The organism is Herbaspirillum chlorophenolicum, assembly GCF_001189955.1.
In the GTDB taxonomy this organism is placed as follows: domain Bacteria; phylum Pseudomonadota; class Gammaproteobacteria; order Burkholderiales; family Burkholderiaceae_D; genus Herbaspirillum; species Herbaspirillum chlorophenolicum.
In genome coordinates, this window is record NZ_LFLT01000011.1 from 111,427 (window position 1) to 137,430 (window position 26,004).

A 26,004-nucleotide genomic window follows, 5' to 3' on the forward strand; every position below is an offset into this window, starting at 1 on the left:
ATAGGCTCAAGCCAGATCGGGCTCGGGCTGTGACGCAACGACGTCCTCCCCAGCGCGCGAAGCGGCCTGCTGGCGGAAGAATTCCTGCACCACAGCGGCGTCACGGGTGCGCTTGAACGGTGGCAAACTCTGCCAGATGCGGCGGCCGTAGTTTTTGGTAATGATGCGGGGATCGCAGATCATCAGCACGCCGCGGTCGCCTTCATCGCGGATCAAGCGCCCTGCACCCTGCTTGAGGTTGATGATGGCCGCCGGCAACTGGTGGTGCACGAAACCGTTCAGCCCCTGCTTTTCCATTTCGCTGATGCGGGCAGCCAGCACCGGGTCGTCCGGCGGCGAAAACGGCAGCTTGTCGATGATCACCAGCGACAGCGCATCCCCGCGCACGTCCACCCCTTCCCAGAAACTCTGGCTGCCAATCAATACGCCATTACCGGCTGCCCGGAAACGATCCAGCAATTCGGTACGCCCGGCCTCGCCCTGCACGAACAGCGGATAAGGCAGCTTGCGTTCCTCGAACTCGGCCCGCAAGCGCTCGGCGGCGCGGTTGACCGCGCGCAACGTGGTGCACAGGAAGAAACAGCGGCCACCGGCTGCCTCGATGACGGGCAAAGCGGCGTCGATGACGGCGTCGGTGTACTCGAAAGAATTGGGCTGCGGCAAGTTCTGCGGCACATACAAAATGCCCTGCTGCTCGTAGTTGAATGGGCTGGGCCAGGACTGGGCCGGCTCATTCCACAAGCCCATCTGGGCAGCATAGTGGTTGAAGTCGCGCTTCACCGCCAGCGTGGCCGAGGTGAAAATCCATGAGCGTGGCGTGCTTTCGCGCTGCTTGTTGAAGATGGGAGCGATCGACAGCGGCGTGCGATGCAATTGCAGCGAGGACGAATACGCCTCCACCCACAGCACATAGAACGGCTTCTCCTCGGGCGTCTCCGCCCCCTCGCCTTGCTTGTCTGCCGCAGGCTTGTCCGGCGCCGCTTCCGGCAAGGCGTTCCAGCTTTCCAGCTGGCGCAGGATGTCGTTGGCGCGGTCGCGGCATTGCTGGATGGTTTCGGCGCGTTCGGCCTGCTTTTCCAGCACGGCGATCATGTCATCCATGCAGCTCTTGAGCGTATCCAGCGCGGGGAAAAACGCGCTGGATGCGGCGATCTGATTCAGTGCCAGGCGTACCGAATCTTCCGGGAAAGCCAACCGCAAGTCGCGCGCGGCACGCTCCACCGGCGCCACCAGGCGCGCCCAGTCGGCGCCGTCCCGCGCATGCGACAAACCTTCCGCCAGCACATCGCGGCACAGTTCCAGCACCTGCGAAGTCGACACGGTTTCACCGAAAAACAGCGTCGCCGTTTCAGGCAACTGGTGCGCCTCGTCGAAAATCACCGTATTGGCAGCCGGCAGCAACTCGGCAATGCCGGTGTCCTTCAAGGCGACGTCGGCAAAGAACAAATGGTGGTTGACCACCACTACATCGGCCTGCTGGGCTTCCTTGCGCGCCTTCATCACGAAACAATCCTGGTAGTACTGGCATTCGGAGCCGAAGCAGGTATCGCGGGTGGAGGTGACCAGATTCCAGACCGATGCCGTTTCGGGCACCTTGGTCAGTTCGGCCTTGTCGCCTGAAGACGTGGTTTTCATGAAGCGCGAGATTTCGCGCAGATAGCCGACGTCCTCGCGCGAGGTCAGGCGGCCGTTTTGCAGCGTGCGTTCAAGGTGAAAATGGCAGACGTAATTGGAACGCCCCTTCAGGAGCGCGACCGAAACCGGCGCCTGCAAGGCTTTGCGCACGGTCGGGATGTCGCGCGTGTAAAGCTGGTCCTGCAGCGTCTTGGTGCCGGTGGATACGATCACCTTGCCGCCCCACAGCAATGCCGGAACCAGGTAGGCGAATGTCTTGCCGGTGCCGGTGCCGGCCTCTGCAATCAAGGTCCCCCGGTTGACAATGGCCGAAGCGATCGCCTTGGCCATTTCCGTTTGCGAATGGCGCGGCCGGTAGCTGCCGACGGCGCCGCCCAACGCCCCTCCGGCGCCGAACAGCTCTTCGATCTCGGCATCATGGATACCTGGTGTTTCCGATACGTCGGTATCTTCTGGAGCACTCACTGCAGCAAACCTGTAGGGATAAGAAAACGGAATGGCGGATTGACCGGCCTATGGATGCCAAACAAGGCGAACCGCTATTCTACGCGGAGTCGGCACAGCAAGCCGTATCGGCAAGCGAGCCTGATGGCCGGCTGGAAATATATTGGAGCCGGAGGCCCCGCTGAAAACAACGGGATTACGCCGGAATATCGGGAACCAGCTGCATCTTCAGCAGGGAAATATGGTCTTTCAGCTGCAGCTTGCGCTTCTTCAGGCGGCGCAACTGGAGATCTTCCGAACGCGGATCGCGCATGAGCAAGTCGATCACACTGTCGAGGTCACGGTGTTCGACTTCGAGTTCGATGATACGGCGCTGGATGTCTTCGCGATGCGTGCTGGTCATAGTGGATGGCTGAATGCGTATCTGGCTTCAGGCCGGAAGCTGCGGCCAACACGTTACAACGCGCGGCTCAAGCTGACTTCCGGGGAAATGACTGCTAGTGTAATCCAGCCCTGCCGCGCCAACAATCGCCCCTGGCAGGTGGTGACTGGCGCTCAACAGTGAGCAGCCCGGTCATTACTTGGCAGCCGGTGGCGTATCGGATTGCGCCTCGCGCTTTTTGCGCTCAGCACGTTCGCGCTCATTCTCGGCCTTCTTGCGCTGCACATCCAGACGGTGGGCCTCCGCATCCTTGATGCGCTGCTCGCGGGCGGCCGCATTGGCGGCGCGTTCAGGCGCGCGGGCGGCTTCTTCATCCTGTTGCTGCCGCATCTTGGCCTCATGCTCCTGAATACGGTAGTCCGGCGACTGGCCCTGGTTCTGGTCAATGCGCTGTTGCACTTGCTGGCGCTTGGCGTCGCTATCCTGCACCTTGCGCGCAGAATCCGCTTCTTTCTGCTTCTGTTCCTGCAGGCGGCGCGCGGCGTCTTCCTGGTCCTTCTTGTGCTGCTCGGCCAGCGCCTGGTCGCGCTCGTCCACATTCGCCTGCCGCTGGTAGGTGTTGGCCTCGATCTCTACCTTCTTGATATTGCTTTCAGCTACCCGCTTGCGCTCCTTGGCCTCTTCCAGGCAGGACGCCACCAGGAATTTCTTATAGCAGGCACGCTGATCGATGATATAGCGCACGCCAACCGCATCCCGGTCCTGTGCAGCCTCGTCCAGCGCCTTTTGCGCGGCTTCGCCGGATTTGATCGAACCGGCCGGATAGCGCTGGTCAATCGGCGCGCGCGCCTCCAACGCTTCAAATGTCGACTTGGACATGGATACCTGGCCCGCAGCAGGCGCCGGGTGCTCTGTGGGCGCCGCAGTCTGGGCCGAACTCCATCCCGCAGCCAGCATCAGCGCCAGGCCGCAAAGAAAACGGGAAGCGCCATTGGCATCAGCGAAGAAACCTTGCATGTAATTCTTGTCCATCTTGGTGTTGATCATGACAACCGGTCGGCCAAAATGCGGCGATCCGCCTCCAAATATTCCTTCGACTGCATCTCAATGATACGTGAAACGGTACGGTGGAACTCGTTGGACAGGGTGCCGACGGTGTAAAGTTCATCCGGCTCCACTGCGGCCGACATGATCAGCTTGACCTTGTGGTCGTAGAACACGTCGATCAGCCAGGTGAAGCGGCGCGCCTCGGACGACATTGCCGCCGACATGCGCGGAATGTCCGACAAGAATACCGTCTGGAACTGGCCGGCCAGTTCCAGGTAGTCGTTCTGCGAGCGCGGGCCGCCGCACAAGGTCGCAAAGTCGAACCAGATGGCGCTGCCGGCGCGGCGCAGCGCACGGATTTCGCGCGCCTCGATATGCACGCGCGGGTCTTCGTCGGCGGTCTCGGCCACGGCGGCGAAAGCTGCGCGCAGTTCCTCATTGGTCTGCGCGTTGAGCGGCGTGTGATAGATCTTGACCTGCTCCATCACGCGCTTGCGGTAATCGATGCCGGCGTCGATATTCATCACATCCAGCTTTTCCTTCAGCAGCGCGATCGTCGGCAACATGCGGTCGCGGTGCAAGCCATCCGGATACAGCGTGCTCGGCTCGTAGTTCGAGGTCATGACAAAAGACACGCCCAGGTCGAACAGGCCCTTCAGCAGGTTGTAGAGAATCATCGCATCAGCGATATCGGAGACGTGGAATTCGTCGAAGCAGATCAGCCGGTATTTCCTGGCGATGCGCTTGGCCACCTCGTCCAGCGGATTGGCGATGCCTTTGAGCTCATCCAGCTGGCGATGCACGTCGCGCATGAATTCGTGGAAGTGGACGCGCGTCTTGCGCACCACCGGCACCACCGAATAGAAACTATCCATCAGGAACGACTTGCCGCGCCCCACCCCACCCCACATATAGACGCCACGCGGCACGCTAGGGCGGCTGATCAACCGCTTGAAGGTACTGGCGCGCTGTGCTTTGTATTCGACCCACTCCTCGTAGGCGCGCTGCAACCGGTCGATCGCACGCAATTGCGCCTCGTCGGATTGATAGCCGCGCTCGCCCAGCGAGTGCTCGTAAAATTGGCGGACATCCATGGTGCGGTTCTTTATTCCCCGTAAGTTCCGGCAACGCAGCCTCTCGGCGCATCACCTCGACTATCTGCGCCGGCCCTGTGCCGGACGCCATTTTTCAAATTCTGTAAAGCAAAATGGGCGAGCCAAGCTCGCCCATCACGATGCATCGTCAATGCTCAATACGCGGCTTGCATGACAAGCATGGGCGACGCGTATTGTCGCATTAATCCGCTCATCAGAAGTTCAACGCACGCTTGTCGACCGCCAGCGCCGCTTCCTTGGTCGCTTCGGACAACGACGGGTGAGCATGGCAGATGCGGGCGATGTCTTCTGCGGAGGCACGGAATTCCATGGCAACCACGGCTTCCGCAATCAGCTCGGAAGCCATCGGGCCGACGATGTGCACGCCCAGGATTTCATCGGTCTTGGCATCGGCCAGGAACTTGACCATGCCCGAGGTATCGCCCAGCGCACGTGCGCGGCCGTTGGCCAGGAACGGGAACGTACCGGCCTTGTATTGCACGCCTTCGGCCTTCAGTTGCTGCTCGGTCTTGCCGACCCAGGCGATTTCCGGCGAGGTGTAGATGACCCAGGGAATGGTGTTGAAGTTGACATGGCCGTGCTGGCCGGCGATACGCTCGGCAACCGCGACGCCTTCTTCTTCCGCCTTGTGCGCCAGCATCGGGCCGCGCACGACGTCGCCCACTGCCCACACGTTAGGCAGGTTGGTCTTGCAGTCGCCGTCGACGGCAATGAAGCCGCGCTCATCCAGCTTCAAGCCAATGCCTTCGGCGTTCAGGCCGATGGTGTTCGGGGTGCGGCCGATGGAGACGATCAGCTTGTCGAATTCGCCCTTTTGCGCATCGCCCTTGCTGTCGGTGTACTCGACGGTGACGCCCTTCTTGCCGGCCTTGATCTCACCGATCTTCACACCCAGGCTCACATTCAAGCCCTGCTTGGCCAGCAGCTTCTGCGCTTCCTTGGCGATCTGCTCATCCACTGCGCCCAGGAATGCCGGCAGCGCTTCCAGCACGGTCACTTCCGCGCCCAGGCGACGCCATACCGAACCCATTTCCAGGCCGATCACGCCGGCGCCGATCACGCCCAGCTTCTTCGGCACTTCAGTGATAGCCAGCGCGCCGGTATTGGACAGGATCAGTTGCTCGTCGAACGGCACGCCCGGCAGTGCGCGGGCGTTGGAACCGGTAGCGACGATCACGTGCTTGGCAGTAATGGTTTCTTCAGCCGCGCCCGCCACCTTGATGTCGTAGCCGTTGGCATCGCCCTTGACGAAAGAGCCGCGGCCGTGGAAGAAGGTGACCTTGTTCTTCTTGAACAGGTACAGGATGCCGTCGTTGTTCTGCTTGACCACGGTGTTCTTGCGGCCCAGCATCTTGTCCAGGTTCAGGCCCAGCCCCTTGACTTCGATGCCATGCTCGGCGAAACCGTGGCTGGCATGCTCATAGTGCTCGGACGATTGCAGCAGCGCCTTGGACGGGATGCAACCGACGTTGGTGCAGGTGCCGCCCGGAGCGGGGCCGCCCTTTTCGTTCTTCCACTCGTCGATACACGCGGTGTTGAAGCCCAGTTGCGCTGCGCGGATGGCGGCGATGTAACCGCCGGGGCCGCCGCCGATGACGACTACGTCGAAATTCTTGCTCATGTGTTTTTCCTGATTCGTTTGATTGCGCGCCGCAAAGGCTGCAATGAGAAAGGCGCGAACAGCGAGAAACCGATCCGGTATTCCTGCTGTTCGCGCCCCTTTCCTTACCTATTTCCGATTACAGATCCAACAGCAGGCGGGCCGGATCTTCCAGCGCTTCCTTGATCGCCACCAGCGACAGGACGGCTTCGCGGCCGTCGATGATGCGGTGGTCATAGGACAGCGCGAAGTAGTTCATCGGACGCACCACGACCTGGCCGTTTTCGACAACAGCGCGGTCCTTGGTAGCGTGGATGCCCAGGATCGCCGATTGCGGCGGGTTGATGATCGGGGTCGACAGCATGGAACCGAAGGTGCCGCCGTTGGACACGGTGAAGGTGCCGCCCGACAGTTCTTCGATCGACAGCTTGCCGTCCTTGGCCTTCTGGCCGAATTCACCGATCTTCTTCTCGATGTCGGCGATGGACATCTGGTCTGCATCGCGCAGAACCGGAACCACCAGGCCGCGCGGCGAACCGACGGCCACGCCGATGTCGAAGTAGCCGTGGTAGACGATGTCGTTGCCGTCAACCGAAGCGTTGACGATCGGGTACTTCTTCAGCGCGTGCACAACCGCTTTGACGAAGAAGGACATGAAGCCCAGCTTGACGCCGTGTTCCTTCTCGAACTTGTCCTTGTACTTGTTGCGCAGGTCGATGACCGGCTGCATGTTGATTTCGTTGAAGGTGGTCAGGATGGCGTTGGTCGCTTGCGATTGCAGCAGGCGCTCTGCCACGCGTGCGCGCAGGCGGCTCATCGGAACGCGCTGTTCCGGACGGCTTTCCAGGCCAGCCTTGCTCGGTGCGGCCACCGGCGCCAGTGCCGGCTTGGCGGCAGCGGCAGGCGCGGCCGACGGTGCGGAGAGTGCGCCCAGCACGTCGCCCTTGGTCACGCGGCCATCCTTGCCGGTACCGGTGACTTGCGCGGTCGACAGGTTGTTGTCGGCCAGCAGCTTGGCTGCGGCCGGCATGGCGACGTTGCCCTTGTTGGCTTGCTCAGGAGCGGCGGCGGCAGGCGCTGCGGCTTGCGGTGCCGGGGCGGCAGCAGGCGCTGTTTGCGCCGATGCTTCTGTATCGAGGATGGCGATGACTTCGCCGGCGACGACGGTGGCGCCGTCAGCCTTGATGATCTGGGTGATGACACCAGCGCCCGGCGCAGGCAGTTCCAGCACGACCTTGTCGGTCTCGATGTCGATCAGGTTTTCGTCGCGTGCTACTTGTTCGCCCACTTTCTTGTGCCACTGCAGCAGGGTCGCTTCAGCAACGGATTCTGATAATTGCGGGACTTTTACTTCGATTTGAGCCATTTAATTCTCCGATTCGGGTAATTCGTTTCAATGAAACACAGACGCGCTACCCCTTGCAGTGATTGCGCGCCTGGTTTGCAACAATGATTATTTGGTCAGGACAAAGCCCTTGAGCTTCGAGAATGCAGTCTCGATCAACGCCTTCTGCTGCGCATAGTGCTTGTCGTAGTAACCCACGGCAGGCGATGCGCTGGCCGGACGGCCTGCATAAGCCAGCTTTTGACCTTCGGACAGGTTCTCGAAGATGTTGTGCTGGATTTGCAGCCATGCGCCCTGGTTCTGCGGCTCATCCTGCGTCCACACCAGTTCGTTGAAGTTCGGGAACTGCTTGAGGGCAGCTGCGAACGCCTTGTGCGGGAACGGATACAACTGCTCGACGCGGATGATGGCGGTATCAGTCTGGCCGCGTTCCTTGCGAGCGTTGACCAGGTCGTAGTACACCTTGCCCGAGCAGGCGACGATACGCTTGACCTTCTTGGCGTCGATGGACTCGTCGACTTCCGGAATCACGGTCTGGAACGAACCCTTGGACAGGTCGGACAGGGGCGAACCCGCATCCTTGTTACGCAGCAGCGACTTCGGCGTCATGATGATCAGCGGCTTGCGGAACAGGCGGATCATCTGGCGACGCAGCAGGTGGAAGATCTGCGCGGCAGTGGTGGGCTGCACCACTTGCATGTTGTTGTCCGCGCACAGCTGCAGGTAACGTTCCAGGCGCGCCGAGGAGTGCTCGGGGCCCTGGCCTTCGTAGCCGTGCGGCAGCATTTGCACCAGACCCGAGGCGCGGCCCCACTTCACTTCGCCGGAGCTGATGAACTGGTCCATCACGACCTGGGCGCCGTTGGCGAAGTCGCCGAACTGCGCTTCCCAGATGGTCAGGGTGTTCGGCTCGGCCGTCGAGTAGCCATATTCGAAGCCCAGCACCGCTTCTTCCGACAGCACGGAGTCGATGACGGTGAAGGTCGACTGGTTCTCGGCGACGTTTTGCAGCGGCACATAGGTGCCGGCATCCCAACGCTCACGGTTCTGGTCGTGCAGCACGGCGTGGCGGTGCACGAAGGTGCCGCGGCCGGCATCCTGGCCGGTCAGACGGATGGCATAGCCGGACGACACCAGCGACGCGTAGGCCAGGTGTTCGCCCATGCCCCAGTCCAGGTTCATTTCGCCGCGGGCCATGGTGGCACGGTCGTTGATGACCTTCTCGACCAGCGAGTGCGCCTTGAAGCCTTCAGGGATCGTGGTGATCTTGGCGCCCAGACGCTTCAGTTCAGCCAGCGGCACGGCGGTTTCGGCCGCGTCGGTCCACTTGCGGTTCAGGAACGGCAGCCAGTCGACTGCATACTTGCTCTTGAAGTTGGTCAGCACCGGGTCGATGGTGTGCTTGCCGGCATCCATTGCAGCACGGAAGGCCTTGACCAGCTCTTCGCCGCCGTCGGCTGCGATGGTGCCCTGGGCTGCCAGCTTGTCGGCGTACAGCTTGCGGGTGCCCGGATGCTGGGCGATCTTCTTGTACATCAGCGGCTGGGTCAGCGCCGGGGTGTCCTGCTCGTTGTGGCCCAGTTTGCGGAAGCAGATGATGTCGACGACGATGTCCTTCTTGAACTTCATGCGGTAGTCGACAGCGATCTGGGTCGCGAACACGACCGCTTCCGGATCGTCGCCGTTGACGTGCAGCACCGGCGCCTCGATCATCTTGACCACGTCCGAGCAGTACAGCGTCGAACGGGAGTCGCGCGGGTCGGAGGTGGTGAAGCCGATCTGGTTGTTGATCACGATGTGCACGGTACCGCCGGTACCGTAGCCGCGGGTCTGCGCCAGGTTCAGTGTTTCCATCACGACACCCTGGCCGGCAAATGCGGCGTCGCCGTGGACCAGGATCGGCAGCACTTGCGAGCCGTCCTTGTCGCCGCGGCGATCCATACGCGCCTTGACCGAACCTTCAACCACGGGGTTGACGATTTCCAGGTGCGACGGGTTGAACGCCAGCGACAGGTGGACCGGGCCGCCTGGGGTGGAGACGTCGGACGAGAAGCCCTGGTGGTACTTGACGTCGCCGGCCGGCAGGTCGTCGGCGTGATGGCCTTCGAATTCGGAGAACAGTTCCTGCGGGGTCTTGCCCAGGATGTTGACCAACACGTTCAGGCGGCCGCGGTGGGCCATGCCGATCACGATTTCCTGCACGCCGTTTTCGCCGGCGCGCTGGATGGTTTCATCCAGGGATGCGATGAAGCTTTCGCCGCCTTCCAGCGAGAAGCGCTTCTGGCCGACGTACTTGGTGTGGAGGTAGCGTTCCAGGCCTTCGGCCGCGGTCAGGCGCTCCAGGATGTGCTTTTTCTTGTCAGCCGAAAAGCTGGGGGCGGCACGGGCCGGCTCCAGGCGCTCTTCCAGCCAGCGCACTTCGGCCATGTCCGAAATGTAGGTGAACTCGGCGCCGATGGAGCGCGTGTAGGTATCGCGCAGCATCTGCAGCAGGTCGCGCAGCGATGCGGTCTCCGGGCCGAAATAGGTGTTGTTGATGTTGAACACGATGTCCATGTCGGCATCGGTGAAGCCGTAGAAGGACGGATCGAGTTCAGGGATATTGGGGCGTTCCTGGCGTTGCAGCGGATCCAGGTTGGCGAAGCGGGAACCGAGGTCACGGTAGCCGGCGATCAGCTGGGTGGCAGCGACGCGCTTGCGGCCCATGTCGGAATCGGCGGAAGCGATGACGGTGCGGATCGGGCCTTGCTTGGCGCGCTCGGCGAACGAAGCGATAACGGGTGCGTGGGCAACGTCGGGACGGCTCGAGCCATCAGTGGCTGGAACGTGCTGGACGGCGTCGAAATAGGCGCGCCAGTTGTCGGGGACGGATCCGGGATTGTCGAGATAAGCTTCGTACAGCTCTTCCAGGTACGGAGCATTCCCACCGAAGAGGTAGGAGTTGAGGTTATATTGCTCGTAGAGCTTTGTCATTTGCTCACCTTTCTTCGCGTTTCGCGAGATTAGCGGGTTTCTACACCTTCCGCGACACGGCCTGACCGGTTAGCGGATTGCATCAAGTTGTGGGGAAGGACCTTGTTGTCTACCTGAACTTCTGTATTGCCAGTGTCATCCAGTCAGCGCTACGGAATTATATATCCTTCTTTCCAATAAAAAAGCGAATCCGCTGGGATTCGCTTTTTTATTTGCTACGGCTTCCGAAAGGCGTTTCAAACCGCCAACAGCGGCCTGAAAAGCCGCACCGGCCAAGGCTTCATCGTCACCTGCCCCGTTTGCGGGGCAGGCAAAAACCAGACGCACGACCGTTCGTTGTTGCTGGCGGATCAACTCTCCGCCAGCCGGCCCGATGACTGCTCAGCGCTTGTCGATCGGCGCCACATCGCGGCGCGGCGAACCGACGAACAGCTGGCGCGGACGGCCGATCTTTTGCTCCGGATCCGAGATCATTTCGTTCCATTGCGCGATCCAGCCGACGGTACGGGCCATGGCGAAGATGCAGGTGAACATCGAGGTCGGGATACCCAGCGCGCGCTGCACGATACCGGAGTAGAAGTCGACGTTCGGGTACAGCTTGCGCGACACGAAGTAGTCGTCTTCCAGCGCGATCTTTTCCAGCTCCATGGCCAGCTTGAACAGCGGGTCGTCGTGCAGGCCCAGTTCATTCAGGACTTCGTAGCAGGTTTCGCGCATCAGCTTGGCGCGCGGATCGTAGTTCTTGTAGACGCGGTGACCGAAGCCCATCAGCTTGACGCCGGAGTTCTTGTCCTTCACTTGCTTGATGAACTCAGGGATCTTGTCGACCGAGCCGATGCTTTCCAGCATGGTCAGTGCGGCTTCGTTGGCGCCGCCGTGTGCGGGGCCCCACAGGCAGGCGATGCCGGCGGCGATACATGCGAACGGGTTGGCGCCCGACGAGCCCGACAGGCGCACGGTCGAAGTCGATGCGTTCTGCTCGTGATCGGCGTGCAGGATCAGGATGCGGTCCAGCGCGCGCACCAGCACGTCGTTGACCTTGTACTCTTCGCACGGGTTGGCGAACATCATGCGCATGAAGTTGGCGCTGTACGACAGGTCGTTGCGCGGGTACACGAACGGCTGGCCGATGTTGTACTTGTATGCCATTGCCACCAGGGTCGGCAGCTTGGCGATCATGCGGATGGCCGACACGTCGCGGTGGACCGGATTGCTGATGTCCAGCGAGTCATGGTAGAAGGCCGACAGCGCGCCCACGGAACCGGTCAGCACCGCCATCGGGTGCGCGTCGCGGCGGAAACCGCGGAAGAAGAAGTTCATCTGCTCGTGGACCATGGTGTGCTGGGTCACGGTATTGACGAATTCGGTCTTCTGGGTGGCGTTGGGCAGCTCACCGTGCAGCAGCAGGTAGCAGGTTTCCAGGAAATCGCAATTCACTGCCAGCTGTTCGATCGGATAGCCGCGATACAGCAGTTCGCCCTTGTCGCCGTCGATGTAGGTGATCGAGGAGTTGCAGGCTGCGGTCGACATGAAACCCGGGTCGTAGGTGAACTTGCCGGTGCCGGCGTACAGCTTGCGGATATCAATCACGTCCGGGCCGATGGTGCCCTTGTAGACAGGAAATTCTACGGATGGAGACCCGTCGGAGAATGACAGGGTAGCTTTGATATCGGTGTTAGACATAGCTTTTCCTTTTGCTGGGATGGTGAAACCGTTAATCAAAACCGCGACCGCGTTGCCTGGCAACATCCGTAATCCGATGCGCTGGGTGGCTTGAAAAAAGCAGGCCGCGTTCGAGCAAAATCCGTCTGGCTTGTGGCCAGGCGCAAAATCAGGCCGTACGCAGTTTTTGCAACAACGTGTGCACGTGCGGCAGGTCAACTGCCGCCTCAGGCTCCTTGCGAGCCAGCAGCAAGTCCATCAGGTCGTTGTCGGACAGGTCCATCAGCCGCGAAAACGCATCGACCTCTTCGTCGCTCATCCCGGCCTCGTTGGCATCGAGATAGCGCGTAAGGATCAGATCGTTCTCCAGCAAGCCTCGGCGTGCTCGCCAGCGCAGTCGCGCGCGTTTGGCCGGATCATCCTGGTGACGGGTAGTCATGAACTCGCTCACTTCAATACTTTTCATCTTTAATACTACCGAATCCCGGCGTTCCGGGTTCGGCAGCGGGAAGCCCCTGTGCCCTGCTTCCCGTTCCGAACCGCCCACGGCCTGGCTGGGCAGTGCCGCAGGCGGTTCGTACTGCTTGCTTTTTCCAGCAACCTCGCCGCTTAAACGGCGCGGCGAACCATCAGTTCCTTGATCTTGCCGATGGCCGCGTTGGGGTTCAGTCCCTTCGGGCAGACATCGACGCAGTTCATGATGGAACGGCAGCGGAACAGGCGGTACGGGTCTTCCAGGTTGTCCAGACGGGCGCCGGTGGCTTCGTCGCGACTGTCGGCGATGAAGCGGTAGGCTTGCAGCAGGCCGGCCGGGCCGACGAACTTGTCCGGATTCCACCAGAACGACGGGCACGATGTCGAGCAGCAGGCGCACAGGATGCACTCGTACACGCCGTCCAGCTCTTCGCGCTGCTCGGGCGACTGCAGGCGCTCCTTCTCGGGCGGGATGCTGTCGTTGATCAGGTAAGGCTTGATCGAATCGTACTGCTTGAAGAAGTTGGTCATGTCGACGATCAGGTCGCGGATGACCGGCAGGCCCGGCAACGGCTTCAGAACGATGGGTTCGGTCAGCTCGTTGAGGTTGGTGATGCACGCCAGGCCGTTCTTGCCGTTGATGTTCATCGCGTCCGAACCGCACACGCCTTCGCGGCAGGAGCGGCGCAGCGACAGCGAGTCATCCACGTCGGACTTGATGCGCTGCAAAGCGTCGAGCAGCATCTTGTCGGTCGGCTTGAGCTCGACCGTCAGATCCTGCATGTACGGCTTCTCGTCCTTGTCCGGATCGTAACGGTAGATTTTGAATTTCAAAGTGCGAGTCATGTTGCGACCTCTTAGAAAGTACGTGCTTTAGGTTTAAATGTCTCGACGGTCAGCGGTTGCATGTTGACCGGCTTGTAGTCGAGACGATTCCCCTCGGAGAACCACAGCGTGTGCTTGAGCCAGTTCACGTCGTCGCGCTGCTCGTAGTCGCTGTGCGCGTGCGCGCCGCGCGATTCCTTGCGGGCAGCGGCCGATGTGATGGTGGCCTTGGCGGTTTCGATCAGGTTGTCCAGCTCCAGCGCTTCCTGGCGGGCGGTGTTGAACACCTTGGACTTGTCCTTGAACGAGACGTGCTTGCGGCGCTCGTCCAGCTCCATGATCTTCTTGACGCCTTCCTGCAGCAGCGCATCGGTACGGAACACGCCGCAATACTTCTGCATGGTGGCGCGGATGTCGTTGGCGACGTCCTGCACACGCTCGGAACCGGTGCTGTGTTCCATGCGGGCGATACGTTCCAGCGAACGGTCCAGCGCGCCGGCCGGAATCGGCTTGTGGCTCTGGTCTTGCAGGTTGCTGCCGACGATGTGGTTGCCGGCCGCGCGGCCAAACACCACCAGATCCAGCAGCGAGTTGGTGCCCAGGCGGTTGGCACCGTGCACCGAGACGCAAGCGCATTCGCCGATGGCGTACATGCCCTGCACCACTTCCTTTTGCGAACCACCCTTGGGCACGACCACCTGGCCATGCACGTTGGTCGGAATACCGCCCATCTGGTAGTGGATGGTAGGCACGACAGGGATCGGTTCCTTGGTCGCGTCGACGTTGGCGAACTTGTGCGCGATTTCCAGGATCGACGGCAAGCGCTTCTTGATGGTGTCGGCGCCGATGTGGCGCAGGTCCAGCAAGACGTGATCCTTGTGCGGACCGACACCGCGGCCTTCCTTGATTTCCTGGTCCATCGAACGCGAGACGAAGTCGCGCGGCGCCAGATCCTTCAGGGTCGGCGCATAGCGCTCCATGAAACGTTCGCCGTTGCTGTTGATCAGGATGCCGCCTTCTCCGCGCACGCCTTCGGTGATCAGCACGCCCGCGCCAGCTACGCCGGTCGGGTGGAATTGCCAGAATTCCATGTCCTGCAGCGGCAGGCCGGCGCGTGCCGCCATGCCCATGCCGTCGCCGGTATTGATGAAGGCGTTGGTCGATGCCGCCCAGATACGGCCCGCGCCGCCGGTGGCGAACAGGGTGGTCTTGGCGTGCAGCATCATGATTTCGCCGGTTTCCATTTCCAGCGCGACCACGCCGAGGACATCGCCCTCTTCATTGCGGATGATATCCAGCGCCATCCATTCGACGAAGAAGTGGGTCTTGGCGCGCACGTTACGCTGGTACAGCGTGTGCAGCAGCGCGTGGCCGGTACGGTCGGCAGCGGCACAGGCGCGTTGCACCGGCTTTTCACCGAAGTTGGCGGTGTGGCCGCCGAACGGACGCTGGTAAATGGTGCCGTCGGGATTGCGGTCGAACGGCATGCCGAAGTGTTCCAGTTCGTACACGGCCTTCGGTGCTTCGCGGCACATGAATTCGATGGCGTCCTGGTCGCCCAGGTAGTCCGACCCCTTGACGGTGTCGAACATGTGCCAGTACCAGTTGTCTTCCGACATGTTGCCCAGCGAAGCGCCGATGCCGCCTTGGGCAGCCACGGTGTGCGAGCGTGTCGGGAAGACCTTGGACAGCACGGCCACGTTCAGGCCGGCTTCCGCCAGTTGCAGGGAGGCGCGCATGCCGGAACCGCCGGCGCCCACGATGACCGCGTCAAAGCGGCGGGTAGTGATTGTGGATTTGATAGCAGCCACGATTTACATTCTCCACAGAATCTGCGCGGCATAGCCGGCGCAACCGATCAGCCACAGGATCGTGGCAACTTGCAAGACCAGACGCAGGGCGACCGGCTTGACGTAATCCATCCAGATATCGCGCACGCCGATCCAGGCGTGGAAGAACAGCGCCATGAGCGTGACGAAGGTCGCGATCTTGAACCATTGGTGCGAGAACAGCGCGCCCCAGCCTTCATAGCTGAAATGCACGGAGGTAAAGAAGCACACCAGCAAGATCACGGTGTAGACAGCCATCACGACTGCGGTGGCGCGCTGCGCGAGCCAGTCGCGCAGGCCATAGTGGGCGCCGACGACGAGGCGCTTGGGTCCGATATTGTTATCCATGTTTAGAATGCTCCGAACAGTTTCAATGCAACCAGGATCATCAGCGCGATGCTGACGACCAGAACGCTGGCCGACGACTTGCGTGCGCTGTCCTTGTCCAGGCCGATATGGTTATCCATGATCAGGTGGCGGATGCCGGCGCAGAAGTGGTGAAGATAAGCCCAGGACAGGGCGAGGATGACCAGCTTGACACACCAGTTGGAGGCGAAGCCTTTGAGATACTCGAACGTCCCCTCGGAGAGCAGGCTGTTATCCAGCAAATACAGGATGAACGGCAGCATCAGGAACAGGAACAGCCCGCTGATGCGGTGCATGATCGACACCAGCGCAGCCAGCGGCATACGGTAACCAGCAATTTGGGTAAGGTGTATGTTACGAAATTGCGGCCGTTGTGGTTTAGCGGCTTCAGACATACAAGGTTCTCCTCAGATTAAAACAATCTTGCAATTTTCGCCTATTTTACAAATCGTCACCAACATTATTCCGCTTCGCAGCATGGCCAAATAAGAGAGCGATCCCCTCCTTCCGGCCAAAGACGCGAAACGGCGCGCGTTGCCAGACGTCAGCTCAGCTCACTCTGATAATGATGATTTGTCGTCAAATACAGGCCACGCCGCATTTCCACCGGCTTGTCGCCGTAGGTAAACGAAGCGCGCTCTACACTCAACAACGGCGTGTTGGGCGGAACTCCCAGGATTTCCGCAGATTCCGGATCCGCCCCCACGGCACGAATGCGCTCCTCGGCGCGAATCATGCGTGTCCCGAATTCCGACTCAAACAGGCCATACAACGGCCCTTTGTATTCCACCAGGCGCTCGGCCGTCAGCCCCTTGAAGATCACGCCAGGGAGCCAGATCTCTTCAAGGATGATGGGAGTGCCGTTAAAGTACTTTACCCGCCGGATAAAAATGACCGAGTCGCCGGACTTCACATCCAGCTGCCTCGCCACCTCGGCGGACGCGCGCACGCGCTTGACTTCGATAATCTTGTTTTCCGGACGCTGCGGCTCGTCGCTGTCCGCCATCAGGCGGAGGAAGCGGAATTGCGCTTGCGTTTCATGGTGGGTGGCAACGAAAGTGCCTTTGCCCTGGCGCCGCACCACCAGGTTTTCTGCCGCCAGCTCGTCGATGGCCTTGCGCACCGTCCCCTGGCTGACCTTGAAGCGGCCGCCCAGCTCGACTTCGCTGGGAATAAGCTCGCCCGGCTTCCACTCGCCAGCCTCCAGGCGCTGCATGATGAGCGCCTTGATCTGCTGGTACAGCGGACTGAAGGTCGGCGCCGGGCCGGCAACACCCGATCCCACGCCTTGCGCGTCACCGTTGTTCGAATTGGGCAGAATCGAGCTCATAACCCCGAATTTCACCACAAAACCGCTCCCGGCGTCCAGCAAAAATGATTCAATAATATGTCTTATATAAGACATAAGATATTGATTGACATGCGCCTTTCGCGGGCCTACACTCGCGAGCAACCTGAAAAGCCGCAACGCAGACGCGACGCGAACTTCCGGCCAGTTAACGATAACGAGAATCGATTGCATTTAAACCCTTGGAATTCCGCATTTTTATGCGAGCCGAACATGAATGCGATGGTTTTCCGACCGGCCGGCGGCGGTGCTCGCGAAAGCAACTGACTCCCTTCGTTTTCGACGGTATCATGGCGGTCTAACAAGAATTCGAGGAACTCGCGCAGAACATTTTGCGCAAACAAGAAGCAACCGCAGACGGCCCTGCCGCGCCTTACGCGACGCGACCGCAACGTGCGCTTCGATGCAGTCCGGAATGCTTTTTTTCATCACCTCTTTGGAGATTCAACATGGCTAAAGCCCCCAAGCGTGTTGCCGTCACCGGCGCCGCCGGTCAAATCGGTTATTCCCTGCTGTTCCGTATCGCCAACGGCGACCTGCTCGGCAAAGACCAGCCGGTCATCTTGCAATTGCTGGAAATCCCTGATGAAAAAGCGCAGAAGGCGCTCAAGGGCGTCATCATGGAAATCGACGACTGCGCCTTCCCCCTGCTGGCTGGCGTGACCGCCCACAGCGATCCGCTGACCGCATTCAAGGATGTCGACGTCGCCCTGCTGGTCGGCGCCCGTCCCCGTGGCCCCGGCATGGAACGCAAGGACCTGCTGGAAGCCAACGCCCAGATCTTCACCGTGCAGGGCAAGGCGCTGGACGCCGTTGCTTCGCGCGACGTCAAGGTGCTGGTGGTCGGCAATCCGGCCAACACCAACGCCTACATCGCCATGAAGTCGGCCCCGAACCTGCCGGCCAAGAACTTCACTGCCATGCTGCGCCTGGACCACAACCGTGCGCTGTCGCAAGTGGCCGCCAAGATCGGCCAGCCGGTCTCCGCCATCGAGAAGCTGTGCGTGTGGGGCAACCACTCGCCGACCATGTACGCCGACTACCGTTTCGCCACTGCCGATGGCAAGTCCGTCAAGGACCTGATCAACGACCAGGTCTGGAACAAGGACACCTTCCTGCCGACAGTGGGCAAGCGCGGCGCCGCCATCATCGAAGCGCGCGGCCTGTCCTCGGCAGCATCGGCAGCCAACGCAGCGATCGACCACGTACGTGACTGGGTGCTGGGCACCAACGGCAAGTGGACCACCATGGGCATCCCGTCCGACGGTTCCTACGGCATCCCCGAAGGCACCATGTTCGGCTTCCCGGTGACCACCGAGAACGGCGAGTACAAGATCGTCCAGGGCCTGGAAATCGACGAGTTCTCGCAAGAGCGCATCAACATCACTCTGAAAGAGTTGCTGGAAGAGCGCGAAGGCGTCAAGCACCTGGTTGGCTAACTAAGCAACTGGAGCGCGGCGTGCGGCTTGCCGCCGCCGCGCAGTTCCCACTGAGCAGACAAATATTCATTCAGCAGCAATGCATCCCTCCCAGGTCTTGTTCCCAGGTGCGCAGCAACCGGTTTCGCTTCCGGTTTGCGATCATTACGCCGGCTCCGAAAAGCTGATGCGCAAATCGATCGCCCTGCAGCAGGAACTCGGTCCGGTATTCGATATCACGCTCGACTGCGAGGATGGCGCCAGCGCCGGCAATGAAGCCGCACATGCGCAACTGGTCGCCTCGCTGATCAACGGCCCCGACAACCGCCACCGCCGCATCGGCGCGCGCGTGCACGACGTCGGCAGCCCGCACTTCGCGCAGGATGTTTCCATCATTTGCTCGGCCGCAGCGCACGAGCTGGCCTTCGTGATGCTGCCGAAGGTCGAAGGCGCCAACGATGTGCTGCATGCGCTGGAAACCATCAACAACACCTGCCTTGCGGCCGGGCGCCATGCGCTGCCGCTGCACGTGCTGATCGAGACCCACGGTGCGCTGGCCGATGTATGGAAGATCGCAGCGATGCCGCAAGTCGAATCGCTCTCTTTTGGCGTGATGGATTTCGTCTCCGCACATTATGGTGCGATCCCGAGCACCGCGATGCGCTCCCCCGGGCAATTCGACCACCCGCTGGTACGCCGCGCCAAGCTGGAGATCGCCGCCGCCAGCCATGCGCATGGCAAGGCGCCGTCGCACAACGTGACGACCGACATCAAGAATCCCGCCGCCGTCGCCGACGATGCGCGACGCGCGGCACAAGAGTTCGGCTATACCCGGATGTGGAGCATTCATCCGGACCAGATCAGGCCGATCGTGCACGCCATGTCGCCTTCCGTTGAGGAAGCCGGTCAAGCGGCACAAATTTTGCTCAAGGCCCAGGCAGTGCAATGGGGACCGATCCAGCACGAAGGAAATCTGCACGACCGGGCAAGCTATCGCTATTTCTGGTGCATCCTGCAACGCGCCCACGCCGCCGGCGTGGCGCTACCGCCGCAAGCGGTGGGCTGGTTTGCCGCTGGCGATTCCCCATCAATCTCTCAGTAACCGAATCACTGTTCATGAAAAAACAACTGACCGCAATCGCCCTGCTCGGCGCCCTGTTCGCCGCCGCCGGCTTATCCGCTGCCCAGGCGCAAACCGCATCGACATCCACTACCAAGAAACACGTCGTCAAGAAAGCGCCGGCCAAGAAAGCCGCCGACGCGGCAGCGCCTGCCGCCAAGATGCCTTTCTCGTCCGAAGCCGAAGATGACGACAGCGAACCCGAACTGGGCGGCACCCTTTCCGCAGACTTCAACTGCGAACTGGGCAACAAGCTGACCATCTGGAAGAACGCAGCCGACGACAAGCATATTGCCATCCGCTGGAACAAACGGATTCACCGCCTGACCCGTGTCGACACCACCACCGGCGCCAACCGCTTCGAGAACCGCAAGGTTGGCCTGGTCTGGATCGGTATCCCGGCCAAGGGCTTGCTGCTCGATTCCAAGAAGGGTCAACAGCTGGCCAACGAATGCAAAAACGCCGAACAGCAGCAGGCGGACGCAGCGGCCAGCGCGCCGGCAGTGGCCGCGGCACCAAAGAATTAACAGGAAGCATCAGGAATCAGCCATTCCTGCCGTAACACAGAATCAGGCAGCACCCAGCAGTTTGAACATTGCAGCGCACACCGGATTCGACTAGCTAATATCACTAATTGCCATCTAAGGAGAAGAGGCCATGTCCCGCAACACATTGAACACCCTAAAGGAATTCAAGATTTCCGGTTCCAAGAAAGGCAAGTTCTACTCCCTGCCAGCCCTGGAAAAATCGCTGGGTGTGAAGATCTCCCGCCTGCCGGTTTCCATCCGTATCGTGCTGGAATCCGTCCTGCGTAACGTCGATGGCCAGAAGGTCACCGAACAGCACGTCAAGGAACTGGCCAACTGGGGCGCCAAGGCCGCACGCGTCGACGAAATCCCGTTCGTGGTCGCCCGCGTGGTGCTGCAGGACTTCACCGGCGTGCCCCTCTTGGCCGACCTGGCCGCGATGCGCAACGTCGCCAGCAAGCTGGGCAAGAACCCCAAGAACATCGAGCCGCTGGTGCCCGTCGACCTAGTGGTCGACCACTCGGTGCAGATCGACCACTTCCGCGAGAAGAAGGCGCTGGATCTGAACATGAAACTGGAATTCCAGCGCAACAACGAGCGCTACCAGTTCATGAAGTGGGGCATGCAGGCATTCGACACCTTCGGCGTGGTGCCTCCGGGCTTCGGCATCGTCCACCAGGTCAACCTGGAATACCTGGCGCGCGGCGTGCACAACAAGACCGGCGTGTACTACCCTGACACTCTGGTCGGCACCGACAGCCACACCACCATGATCAACGGCATCGGCGTGGTCGGCTGGGGCGTGGGCGGCATCGAGGCGGAAGCCGGCATGCTGGGCCAGCCGGTCTACTTCCTGACCCCGGACGTGGTCGGCGTGAACCTGACCGGCGCACTGCGCGAAGGCGTCACCGCCACCGATCTGGTGCTGACCATCACCGAACTGCTGCGCAAGACCAAGGTCGTGGGCAAGTTCGTCGAATTCTTCGGCGAAGGCACCGAATCGCTGTCGCTGACCGACCGCGCCACCATCGCCAACATGGCGCCGGAATACGGCGCCACCATGGGCTTCTTCCCGGTTGACGACGCCACCATCGACTACTTCAAGGGCACCGGCCGCACCAAGGCCGAAATCGACGCCTTCGAAGCCTATTTCAAGGCGCAGGGCCTGTATGGCGTGCCCAAGGCAGGCCAGATCGATTACACCCAGGAAGTCTCGCTGGACCTGGGCACGGTTGCACCATCGCTGGCGGGTCCGAAGCGTCCGCAAGACCGCATTGAAATCGGCAACGTCAAGACCACCTTCGCCGACCTGTTCACCAAGCCGGTGGCGGAAAACGGCTTCAACAAGAAGGCCGAAGACCTGGGTGCGACCTACAAGAACGCCGACGGCGTGGATCTGCACAACGGCGACGTGCTGATCGCTGCGATCACCTCCTGCACCAACACCTCCAACCCGAGCGTGCTGCTGGCTGCGGGCCTGCTGGCCAAGAAGGCTGTCGAAGCCGGCCTGAAGGTCGCTCCGCACATCAAGACTTCGCTGGCGCCGGGATCGCGCGTGGTGACCAAGTACCTGGAAGCGGCAGGCCTGCTGCCCTACCTGGAAAAGCTGGGCTTCGGCGTGACCGCCTACGGCTGCACCACTTGCATCGGCAACGCGGGCGACCTGACGCCGGCCATGAACGAAACGATCGTCAAGAACGACGTGGTGGCCGCAGCTGTCCTGTCGGGCAACCGTAACTTCGAAGCGCGTATCCACCCGAACATCCGCGCCAACTTCCTGGCATCGCCTCCGCTGGTAGTGGCCTACGCCATCGCCGGCAATGTCAACGTCGACCTGATGACACAACCGGTCGGCAAGGGCCGTGGCGGCAAGGAAATCTTCCTGGGCGACATCTGGCCGACTTCGCATGAGATCGAAAAGCTGTTGAAGTTCGCGATGAACGCGAAGACCTTCAAGGAAAACTACGCCGACGTCAAGGGCGCGCCGGGCAAGCTGTGGGAAGCCATCAAGGGCGTCGCCAAGGGCGAAGTCTACAACTGGCCGTCGTCGACCTACATCGCCGAACCGCCGTTCTTCGAAACCTTCACCGAAGAACCCAAGGCAGCGGCGACCGGCATCACCGGCGCACGCGCACTGGGTGTGTTCGGCGACTCGATCACTACCGACCACATCTCTCCGGCCGGTTCGATCAAGGACTCCAGCCCGGCCGGCAAGTGGCTGCAAGCCAACGGCGTGCTCAAGGCCGACTTCAACTCCTACGGCTCACGCCGCGGCAACCACGAAATCATGATGCGCGGCACCTTCGCCAACGTGCGCATCAAGAACCTGATGGTGCCAGGCGTTGAAGGCGGCGTGACGGTTCACCAGCCGAGCGGCGAACAAATGGCGATCTATGATGCGGCCATGAAGTACGTCAACAATGGCGTGCCGACCATGGTGTTCGGCGGCGAAGAGTACGGTACCGGCTCCTCGCGCGACTGGGCAGCCAAGGGCACCCAGCTGCTGGGCGTGAAGGCCGTGATCACCCGTTCGTTCGAACGTATCCACCGCTCGAACCTGGTCGGCATGGGCGTGCTGCCGCTGCAATTCATCGGCAACGACAGCGTCCAGACCCTGGGCATCACCGGCGAGGAAACCTTCGACCTGAAGGGCCTGGACGGCGAAATCAAGCCGCAACAGGAAGCTACCCTGGTTATCCACCGCAAGAATGGCGAAACCAAGGAAGTCAAACTGCTGCTGCGTATCGATACCCCGATCGAAGTGGACTACTACAAGCATGGCGGCATCCTGCCGTTCGTGCTGCGTCAACTGCTGGCAGCTTAAGCAATCAGACGTTGCAAATGGCCATACCGCCTGGAAACGGGCGGCATGGCCAAACAAAAACGCCGGACTTGTCCGGCGTTTTTTATTGCTCTCGCGCATGAGGCTTTGCCAAAGCCTGTACAGCGATGCCAAGGCCGGAATTCCCGCCCAAATCATCTACAATACAAAGTTTCCCCTACCCCCTAGAAACACACCCATGCGTCGTCCCGCCAAACGTTCTTCCTCCAAGCTTTCTTCCGACAGCCAGCATCTGGTGACCTTCGCGCAAGCCATCGCGCAAGCCTCCAGCCGGCTTGAGGAAAAGGCTTGGCTCAAACCGCTGGACGCCCTGCTGCACAAGCTCTTGCGTACCGACCACCAGGCGCTGATCGACTCCGCCCTGGACCATCTCTTCAAGGCCGACCTGGATGCCTACGATGTGCTGATCGAGGCCGTCGAAGCCGGTAGCGAATCGACCACCATTGAATTCGAAGGACAGGAATACGACGTTCAGTTGCTGGTACTGCCGGTGCTGGCCTGGACGCGTTTTTCCATCGCCTCCGGCGCCATCGCCACCGATATGCAAAATGCGCTGGCCGCCCACCTGCACGCCCATGTGCTGGCCGACGATGCCAAACTGGCGCTGGCGCCCGCGCTATTTGCAATCGAGCAGTTGCCGCGCCATCACAGCGAGGTCTTTGCGCTCACGCAACAGCTCGGCCAGGCCGCCCTCAAGCACGTGCCAATGCAATTGCGCGGCGAGCAGCAGCCTTCCGCCGCCTTCCTGGCCGACACCCGTTACGTGATCGCCGCCGTCGCGGTACCGGCCGGCACCGCCCTGTTCCACTGGCAGGAAAGCGAGCAGCAAAGCCATTTCTCTGCCGGAAAGAGCGCCGCCATCGACGCCTGGAAGCAGCAAGTCACGCCCCTGCTTACCCGCATGCTGCCCGGTTGCAACATCGAACTGTTGCTGCCGCAAGCCTATTACTTCGGCTGCCGCGAGGCCGACAAACGTATCCGCCCGGCGTCGATCCGTGCCGCCGACTACTTCCTGACCCAGACCCTGGATATTTCCTCGGTCGAGCTGCACGCCAGCATTGGCGGCTTTTCCGAAGACATCAACGGCCAGGTCGACGAATACCGCATCGGCTTTGCCATCGGCGGCGACCCGACTGTGGTCTACGGCACCGTATGGCCATTGTATGAACAGGAAAGCGGCGAAGACATGACGCTGCTGATGCCGGCCGGCGTCGCCTTGCCGGAACCGCTGGGCCCCAGCCCGCTGCAGGAGATCCTGACCGTGCTGCGCGAATGCGGCATCGTGCACATCAAGCACCACACGGAACGCTTCACGATGGAATTTTGCGATGACTGCGGCGCCCCGCTGTTCCCGGACCGCGAGGGAGAACTGGTGCATGCGGAAATGCCGGAAGATACGCCGCCACCGGCCGAGCATTTCCACTGATCGCTACGGCGGCAAAAACCGCCAATCCCGATCGGCAATAAAAAAGGCATCTGCCGCATGACGGCAGATGCCTTTTCTTTTCTCTATATCAGGCTTTACCGCCCGCTTTTTCCGAATGACGGCTGATGCGCCATCCGGCCTTCGTCTCCTCCGAATCTGGAGAACTGCAGCCGAGATCGTTAAGCGGCCAGCTTTTCGATCAGCCCCATTTCGGTGCTCGACATCAGCTTGTCGATGTCGACCAGAATCAGCATGCGCTGTTCCAGCGTACCCAGGCCAATCAGGTAATCCGAATCGAAGGTGGTGCCCATTTCCGGCGCCGGCTTGATCTGTTCCTGGGTCAGGGTGATCACGTCAGACACGCTGTCGACCACCATGCCGACCACACGGCCGGAAATGTTCAGGATGATCACGACGGTGAACTGATCGTAAGTCGGCTCGCCCAGCTGGAACTTGATGCGCATGTCAACGATGGGCACGATGATGCCGCGCAGGTTGACCACGCCCTTAATGAAATCGGGAGAATTGGCAATGCGGGTGACCGCCTCGTAACCACGAATCTCCTGAACCTTCAGAATATCGATGCCGTATTCTTCCTTGCCCAAGGTAAAGGCAAGAAACTCATTTCCGTTGCTGTCGGTTTTTTCGCCGAAGCCGGAAAGATTTTTGGATGCAGTGTCAGACATATTGAGGCCCTTTAAAAATCAGGAAAATACAGATTCGTCATTCAGTTGGCGGCTGGATCGCAGCAAGGCTGCCACATCGACAATCAGGGCAACGCCGCCGTCACCCAGAATGGTAGCACCGGAAATGCCCGCCACCTTTCGATAATTCGATTCGAGATTCTTTACGACAATTTGTTGTTGTCCGATCAAGTCGTCCACAAACAGCGCCGCCTTCTTGCCATCGGACTCCAGGATCACCACCAGCCCTTGCGATGGGTCGGTGAAGGAAGGCGCGATGTTGAAAATCTGATAAAGCGGTATCAGCGGCAGGTATTCGCCGCGAACACGCAGCACTTTCCCTTGTCCGCTGATTTCCTTGATATCTTGCGCTACCGGCTGCAAAGATTCAACTACATACCCCAACGGTAAGATGTAAACCTCTTCGCCGATGCGGATCGACATGCCATCCAGGATCGCCAGCGTCAACGGCAGCGAGATCGAGATAGTCGTACCGAAGCCCTTGCTGGAACGGATATCCACCGCACCGCCCATGGCCAGGATGTTGCGTTTGACCACATCCATGCCGACCCCGCGGCCGGACACATCGGTCACCTGTTCGGCGGTCGAGAAGCCCGGTTCGAAGATCAGTTGCCAGACGTCGGCATCGGTGATGTTATCCGACACCGGCATGCCCTGCGACTTGGCCTTGGCCAGGATCTTGTCGCGGTTCAGGCCGCCACCGTCGTCGGAGACCTCGATAATGATGTTGCCGCCCTGGTGTTCTGCCGACAGGGACAGCGTGCCGGCGTCGCTCTTGCCGGCCGCGCGGCGCGCGTCGGGCAACTCGATGCCGTGGTCAATACTGTTGCGCACCAGGTGGGTCAACGGGTCGACGATGCGTTCGATCAGCCCCTTGTCCAACTCGGTCGCGGCGCCATGCGTAACGAACTCAACCCGCTTG

Annotated in this window: 22 protein-coding genes; 5 read left to right on the forward strand and 17 right to left on the reverse strand. The window is 60.8% G+C overall.

Going from position 1 to position 26,004, the window contains the following annotated elements; translation table 11 throughout:
* Window positions 1-6: 6 nt before the first annotated feature.
* The 15 genes from AKL28_RS09625 to AKL28_RS09690 all read right to left on the reverse strand — a co-directional run bounded on the left by AKL28_RS09625 (window position 7) and on the right by AKL28_RS09690 (window position 17,027).
* Window positions 7-2,100 carry an ATP-dependent DNA helicase gene (locus tag AKL28_RS09625; RefSeq protein WP_082221431.1) on the reverse strand — a complete coding sequence of 698 codons (2,094 nt, stop codon included), beginning with the start codon at window positions 2,098-2,100 and terminating at the stop codon, window positions 7-9.
* Between the two features lie 175 nt (window positions 2,101-2,275).
* The gene (locus AKL28_RS09630; protein WP_050467906.1) at window positions 2,276-2,482 is read right to left on the reverse strand and encodes a YdcH family protein; all 207 of its coding nucleotides are present in this window, start codon (window positions 2,480-2,482) and stop codon (window positions 2,276-2,278) included.
* A 174-nt stretch (window positions 2,483-2,656) separates the two neighbouring features.
* Window positions 2,657-3,508 (reverse strand): hypothetical protein, encoded by an 852-nt coding sequence (locus AKL28_RS09635; RefSeq protein WP_231602381.1) that lies wholly within the window; start codon window positions 3,506-3,508, stop codon window positions 2,657-2,659.
* A complete protein-coding gene (gene zapE, locus AKL28_RS09640; protein ID WP_050467907.1) occupies window positions 3,505-4,602 on the reverse strand; it encodes a cell division protein ZapE in 1,098 nt (365 codons plus the stop codon). The genes AKL28_RS09635 and zapE overlap by 4 nt, the downstream gene beginning before the upstream one ends.
* 214 nt (window positions 4,603-4,816) lie before the next feature.
* Entirely contained in the window at window positions 4,817-6,244 is a 1,428-nt protein-coding gene (gene lpdA, locus AKL28_RS09645) for a dihydrolipoyl dehydrogenase (protein WP_050467908.1), read from the reverse strand.
* A gap of 118 nt (window positions 6,245-6,362) precedes the next feature.
* Window positions 6,363-7,589, reverse strand: a complete 1,227-nt coding sequence (gene odhB / locus AKL28_RS09650; protein WP_050467909.1) for a 2-oxoglutarate dehydrogenase complex dihydrolipoyllysine-residue succinyltransferase — start codon at window positions 7,587-7,589, stop codon at window positions 6,363-6,365.
* An 87-nt stretch (window positions 7,590-7,676) separates the two neighbouring features.
* On the reverse strand, window positions 7,677-10,541 hold the full coding sequence (locus AKL28_RS09655) for a 2-oxoglutarate dehydrogenase E1 component (protein WP_050467910.1): 2,865 nt from the start codon (window positions 10,539-10,541) through the stop codon (window positions 7,677-7,679).
* A 135-nt stretch (window positions 10,542-10,676) separates the two neighbouring features.
* Window positions 10,677-10,895 carry a hypothetical protein gene (locus AKL28_RS24385; RefSeq protein WP_156226285.1) on the reverse strand — a complete coding sequence of 73 codons (219 nt, stop codon included), beginning with the start codon at window positions 10,893-10,895 and terminating at the stop codon, window positions 10,677-10,679.
* A 27-nt stretch (window positions 10,896-10,922) separates the two neighbouring features.
* Window positions 10,923-12,224: a citrate synthase gene (gene gltA, locus AKL28_RS09660; RefSeq protein ID WP_050467911.1), complete on the reverse strand. Its 1,302-nt coding sequence runs from the start codon at window positions 12,222-12,224 to the stop codon at window positions 10,923-10,925.
* Window positions 12,225-12,372: 148 nt separating this feature from the next.
* Window positions 12,373-12,642: an FAD assembly factor SdhE gene (locus AKL28_RS09665; protein ID WP_050467912.1), complete on the reverse strand. Its 270-nt coding sequence runs from the start codon at window positions 12,640-12,642 to the stop codon at window positions 12,373-12,375.
* A 170-nt stretch (window positions 12,643-12,812) separates the two neighbouring features.
* The gene (locus AKL28_RS09670; RefSeq protein WP_050467913.1) at window positions 12,813-13,523 is read right to left on the reverse strand and encodes a succinate dehydrogenase iron-sulfur subunit; all 711 of its coding nucleotides are present in this window, start codon (window positions 13,521-13,523) and stop codon (window positions 12,813-12,815) included.
* An 11-nt stretch (window positions 13,524-13,534) separates the two neighbouring features.
* A complete protein-coding gene (gene sdhA / locus AKL28_RS09675) occupies window positions 13,535-15,313 on the reverse strand; it encodes a succinate dehydrogenase flavoprotein subunit (RefSeq protein ID WP_050467914.1) in 1,779 nt (592 codons plus the stop codon).
* 3 nt (window positions 15,314-15,316) lie between these two features.
* Window positions 15,317-15,679: a succinate dehydrogenase, hydrophobic membrane anchor protein gene (sdhD, locus tag AKL28_RS09680; protein WP_050467915.1), complete on the reverse strand. Its 363-nt coding sequence runs from the start codon at window positions 15,677-15,679 to the stop codon at window positions 15,317-15,319.
* A gap of 2 nt (window positions 15,680-15,681) precedes the next feature.
* Window positions 15,682-16,092 (reverse strand): succinate dehydrogenase, cytochrome b556 subunit, encoded by a 411-nt coding sequence (sdhC, locus tag AKL28_RS09685; RefSeq protein ID WP_050467916.1) that lies wholly within the window; start codon window positions 16,090-16,092, stop codon window positions 15,682-15,684.
* Between the two features lie 149 nt (window positions 16,093-16,241).
* Window positions 16,242-17,027, reverse strand: a complete 786-nt coding sequence (locus AKL28_RS09690) for a GntR family transcriptional regulator (protein WP_050467933.1) — start codon at window positions 17,025-17,027, stop codon at window positions 16,242-16,244.
* A gap of 467 nt (window positions 17,028-17,494) precedes the next feature.
* On the opposite strand from AKL28_RS09690, the gene AKL28_RS09695 reads away from it, so the two are divergent.
* From AKL28_RS09695 to AKL28_RS09715, 5 genes are all read left to right on the forward strand, one after another.
* The gene (locus AKL28_RS09695) at window positions 17,495-18,484 is read left to right on the forward strand and encodes a malate dehydrogenase (protein ID WP_050467917.1); all 990 of its coding nucleotides are present in this window, start codon (window positions 17,495-17,497) and stop codon (window positions 18,482-18,484) included.
* A gap of 79 nt (window positions 18,485-18,563) precedes the next feature.
* Window positions 18,564-19,565: an HpcH/HpaI aldolase/citrate lyase family protein gene (locus AKL28_RS09700; RefSeq protein ID WP_050467918.1), complete on the forward strand. Its 1,002-nt coding sequence runs from the start codon at window positions 18,564-18,566 to the stop codon at window positions 19,563-19,565.
* A 14-nt stretch (window positions 19,566-19,579) separates the two neighbouring features.
* On the forward strand, window positions 19,580-20,110 hold the full coding sequence (locus tag AKL28_RS09705; RefSeq protein WP_050467919.1) for a hypothetical protein: 531 nt from the start codon (window positions 19,580-19,582) through the stop codon (window positions 20,108-20,110).
* 130 nt (window positions 20,111-20,240) lie between these two features.
* Window positions 20,241-22,934: an aconitate hydratase AcnA gene (gene acnA / locus AKL28_RS09710; RefSeq protein WP_050467920.1), complete on the forward strand. Its 2,694-nt coding sequence runs from the start codon at window positions 20,241-20,243 to the stop codon at window positions 22,932-22,934.
* A gap of 196 nt (window positions 22,935-23,130) precedes the next feature.
* Entirely contained in the window at window positions 23,131-24,378 is a 1,248-nt protein-coding gene (locus tag AKL28_RS09715; protein ID WP_050467921.1) for a DUF2863 family protein, read from the forward strand.
* A 179-nt stretch (window positions 24,379-24,557) separates the two neighbouring features.
* Here the strand turns inward: AKL28_RS09715 and AKL28_RS09720 are convergent, their stop codons facing one another.
* On the reverse strand, window positions 24,558-25,064 hold the full coding sequence (locus tag AKL28_RS09720; protein ID WP_050467922.1) for a chemotaxis protein CheW: 507 nt from the start codon (window positions 25,062-25,064) through the stop codon (window positions 24,558-24,560).
* A gap of 18 nt (window positions 25,065-25,082) precedes the next feature.
* On the reverse strand, window positions 25,083-26,004 hold a 922-nt coding region (locus AKL28_RS09725; RefSeq protein ID WP_197091053.1), incomplete at its 5' end, for a chemotaxis protein CheW.